At 39.2% G+C, this 4,425-nt stretch carries 1 protein-coding gene; it reads left to right on the forward strand.

Annotated elements, in window-relative coordinates; all coding sequences use genetic code 11:
• The coding region (locus V7719_RS18705; protein WP_335731462.1) for an HYR domain-containing protein at window positions 1-4,425 on the forward strand (4,425 nt) is incomplete at both ends.

A 4,425-nucleotide genomic window follows, 5' to 3' on the forward strand; every position in this document is an offset into this window, starting at 1 on the left:
GTTATTGGTGTCGCACCAAACATTCAATGCCCAAGTAATATTACAGTAAACAATGATGCCAACAAATGTGGCGCAAACGTAAGCTTTGCAGCTACAGATACCGTGGGTATTCCTGCATCAGCAATAACATATTCTCATGTATCTGGAAGTGAGTTCCCAGTGGGAACCACAACAGTAACGGCTACAGCTACTAATGCTGTAGGAAGTTCTGAATGTACTTTTACTATTACAGTAAATGATACAGAAGCGCCAACAATTACATGTCCGGCTACAATTGCGGTCAACACTGATACAGGACTATGTACAGCAGATATCACTTTAACACCTCCAACAGCAAGTGATAATTGCTATAGTACTAATGGTAATGCCTTAGATTTTGATGGCAATGAAGACCATGTTGTGTTACCTATCAATAGGTCAAGTCTAGGCACTAATTGGACAATGTCAGCCTGGATAAAATATGAAGGCGCTGCAAACGCTAGTTATCAGGCCATTTTTGGAGGAGCAAGTTCAAATTTCTTTATCGGAAAGAACAGCGGAAATACATCTATAGGTATTCAAGATGGACAATACCAAAATACTTATGGAGCAAATACTGCTTTCGATGGTGCATGGCATCAAGTTACGGTTACAGAAAACGGTTCTACAATCAATGTATATTTAGATGGTGGTATCGTTTCATCTAAAACAAACAATAATACAGGTACAGGTGCAATTTGGTTAGGTTTAGAAAATCAAGGAAATCCTCGTTTTGCCTTTACAGGAAAAATAGACGAAGTAAGTATTTGGAGTGAAACAAGAACACCTGCAGAGATTCTTAGCAACTTTAGTTCACCTTTAGTTGGAAACGAATCAGGATTAGTTGCATATTATAATTTTGAAGATGGCACGGGAAGTTCCATTCTTACAGATTTAGTCGCAGGAAATAATGGTGCATTAACCAACATGGATCCAAATACAGATTGGGTTTCATCACCCATACCTTCTTCTACTGTTTCAATGGTAAATGACTTTAACAATACATCCGATGCTTCTGGCACATATCCAATTGGAACTACAATAGTATCATGGACAGCTACAGATGCTTCAGGTAATACAACAACCTGTGATCAAATTGTTACAGTAACCGATAATGAGCTACCAGAAATTTCATGTCCTTCAAATATTGATGTATTTGCAACAAGTGCTTCTGGATCAGTAGTGAATTATACAGCTCCAGTAGGTACAGATAATTGTTCTGCAACAACAGCATTAGTAACAACAGGATATCCAAGCGGTGCAACATTCCCTGTTGGAGATACAATCGTAACTTATCAGGTTACCGATGCCGCAAGCAACACTGCAAACTGTTCATTTACAGTAACAGTAACAGGAGTACTGCCAGAGATAGTATGTCCTGCAGATATTACACAAAACAATGATGCCAACAAATGTGGCGCAAACGTAAGCTTTGCTGCTACAGAAACAACCGCAATACCTGCATCTACAATAACATACAGTCATGTTTCTGGCAGTGAATTCCCCGTAGGAACCACAACAGTAACTGCTACAGCAACAAATGCCGTAGGAACAGACTCATGCACGTTTACTATTACAGTAAATGATACCGTGGCACCTACTATCACTTGTCCAGCTGATATTTCAGTAAGTAATGATTTAGGAGTTTGTGAAGCTATGGTAACTATTCCTGTACCAGTTGTTTCAGATAATTGTTCTTTATCTTTAGGTACTGGAACAGCGGGAGATCCATTTTCAACCTTGGCAAGTTCGAATACAGCTACTAATGGTACATACTACTTTAATGTAAATGGAAATACCTTTTCATCAGTAATAGAGGATGGTTGGATACTTTTAGCGTCTTCTGCAAAGACAACGTCACTTCTGGAGTTGCCAGTTTCATCGGGCATAACTTTGCAATCAAATTCGATTTTGGCGCCCTCAGTTTATGCAGATGCTTCAATTTCATCAATCAGAATTAATGCTACAGGAAACTCTACAACAGGTGTGCCATCAGTACTTGATATCACAACTACCAATGCAGCAGTATTAGCTAATTTAAACGCTAACATTACTTTGAGTGATGGTGTAATGGGTGGTGTTAACGAATGGAGTGGTCTGGGCGAAAACAGAGCGAATGGAACTTGTCAAGGTCCACCAGAAACGCTGCCCAAACGTATTTTCCATGCATGTGGTAATGGCACAGGTATACATTGGATGCCTATTCAAAATTTCTATAGCGTTATTGGAAATGGTATCTGGAATAAAAACGATCTGAATTTATGGATAAAAGCAGAATCTACAAGTAATACATATGTGAATGATTACAATAGTACAGCAGATGCATCAGATTCGTATCCTGTTGGTACTACAACCGTGAATTGGACGGTAACAGATGCATCAGGTAATACGTCAACATGTTCTCAAGATATTACAGTAACAGATACCGAAATACCAACGATTTCCTGTCCGAGTAACATAACCGTATTTACAGATCCTGGACAATCTTATGCAACAGTAAATTGGACTGAACCAATACCTGATGATAATTGTTCTGTTGCTTCATTAACAAGTTCTCATAACTCTGGAAGTCTATTCTACCTGAGTCCTTCTGGAACAACCAAAAGTACAACAGTCACTTATACTGCTGTTGACGATTCAGGTAATACGCAAACATGTACGTTTACTGTTACTGTTAGTGATAATGAACAACCTCTAATAAATAATTGCCCAGCAACAGATATTATTCAATCAAATGATATAGGTTCATGTTCAGCAGTTGTGACATGGCCACAAATAACAGCTTCAGATAATAGTGGACTTGTAAATTTAACCTCAAGTCATAATTCTGGAGACACTTTTGGAATAGGTTCAACTGAGGTTATTGTAACAGCAACAGATAACTCGGGTAATACAATAACATGTAGTTTTAATGTAATTGTTAATGATGATGAAGCACCAGATATTACGTGTCCATCAGATTCTACGATTTCATGTGATACTGATTCAAGTGTATCAGCTTTAGGAAGTGCAACTGCAACCGATAATTGCGATACTTCTCCAAGTATTGATTTTAGCGATTCTACCGCTTCAGGTTCATGTACAGGTAATTATATAATAACCAGAACTTGGACCGCAACTGATGCTGATGGAAATAATAGCAGTTGTGATCAAGTTATAACGGTAATCGATACAACTGCTCCTAGTTTAACAGTACCTGATGATGTAACTATCCAGTGTACAGCTGATGAGAGTAGTGCTTCCAATGGCGAAGCAACAGGTAGTGATACTTGTGGTGGCGTAGCTATTACAGAGAGTGATTCTGTAGTAGAAGCGTGTGGAAATACAAGAACGATAACTAGAACTTGGACAGCTACAGATGATTGTGGTAACACAACTTCAGGTGATCAAGTAATAACGGTAATCGATACAACTGCTCCTAGTTTAACAGTACCTGATGATGTAACTATCCAGTGTACAGCTGATGAGAGTAGTGCTTCCAATGGCGAAGCAACAGGTAGTGATACTTGTGGTGGCGTAGCTATTACAGAGAGTGATTCTGTAGTAGAAGCGTGTGGAAATACAAGAACGATAACTAGAACATGGACAGCAACAGATGATTGTGGAAATACAACATCAGGTGATCAAGTTATAACGGTAATCGATACAACTGCTCCTAGTTTAACAGTACCTGATGATGTAACTATCCAGTGTACAGCTGATGAGAGTAGTGCTTCCAATGGCGAAGCAACAGGTAGTGATACTTGTGGTGGCGTAGCTATTACAGAGAGTGATTCTGTAGTAGAAGCGTGTGGAAATACAAGAACGATAACTAGAACATGGACAGCAACAGATGATTGTGGAAATACAACATCAGGTGATCAAGTTATAACGGTAATCGATACAACTGCTCCTAGTTTAACAGTACCTGATGATGTAACTATCCAGTGTACAGCTGATGAGAGTAGTGCTTCCAATGGCGAAGCAACAGGTAGTGATACTTGTGGTGGCGTAGCTATTACAGAGAGTGATTCTGTAGTAGAAGCGTGTGGAAATACAAGAACGATAACTAGAACATGGACAGCAACAGATGATTGTGGAAATACAACATCAGGTGATCAAGTTATAACGGTAATCGATACAACTGCTCCTAGTTTAACAGTACCTGATGATGTAACTATCCAGTGTACAGCTGATGAGAGTAGTGCTTCCAATGGCGAAGCAACAGGTAGTGATACTTGTGGTGGCGTAGCTATTACAGAGAGTGATTCTGTAGTAGAAGCGTGTGGAAATACAAGAACGATAACTAGAACATGGACAGCAACAGATGATTGTGGAAATACAACATCAGGTGATCAAGTTATAACGGTAATCGATACAACTGCTCCTAGTTTAACAGTACCTGATGATGTAACTATCCAGTGTACA

The organism is Psychroserpens sp. (genome assembly GCF_036960315.1).
Lineage (GTDB): Bacteria > Bacteroidota > Bacteroidia > Flavobacteriales > Flavobacteriaceae > Psychroserpens.